The sequence below is a fragment of the Mesorhizobium sp. M8A.F.Ca.ET.207.01.1.1 genome (assembly GCF_004794715.1).
Lineage (GTDB): Bacteria > Pseudomonadota > Alphaproteobacteria > Rhizobiales > Rhizobiaceae > Mesorhizobium.
Genome location: NZ_SRUS01000565.1, coordinates 1 through 285, shown reverse-complemented (window position 1 = coordinate 285; position 285 = coordinate 1). Strand labels below are relative to the sequence as shown.

General features: G+C 63.9%; 1 protein-coding gene. It reads left to right on the top strand.

What is annotated here, in order from left to right; translation table 11 throughout:
• The coding region (locus tag EN850_RS35850) for a transposase (protein WP_136093091.1) at positions 1 to 285 on the top strand (285 nt) is incomplete at both ends.

The following is a 285-nucleotide window of genomic DNA, read 5'->3' as shown; positions in this document are numbered from 1 at the left end:
GAAGCAACTGGACAAAGCTATTGCCGAGCAGCTTGAGGGACAGCCTGGCTGGAAGAACATCGGCGCGCTCAAAGGCGTCGGCCCCATCCTGATCAGCACACTGGCCTGCGAGTTGCCCGAACTGGGCAGCTTGGGAAGCAAAGCCATAGCGTCGCTGGTGGGGTTGGCCCCGATGAACCGGGAAAGTGGCACCTGGCAGGGCCAACGGCGGATCAGTGGTGGGCGCGCGGTGGTACGCGAAGCCCTTTACATGGCGGCCCTGACGGCCATCCGGTACGAGCCAAG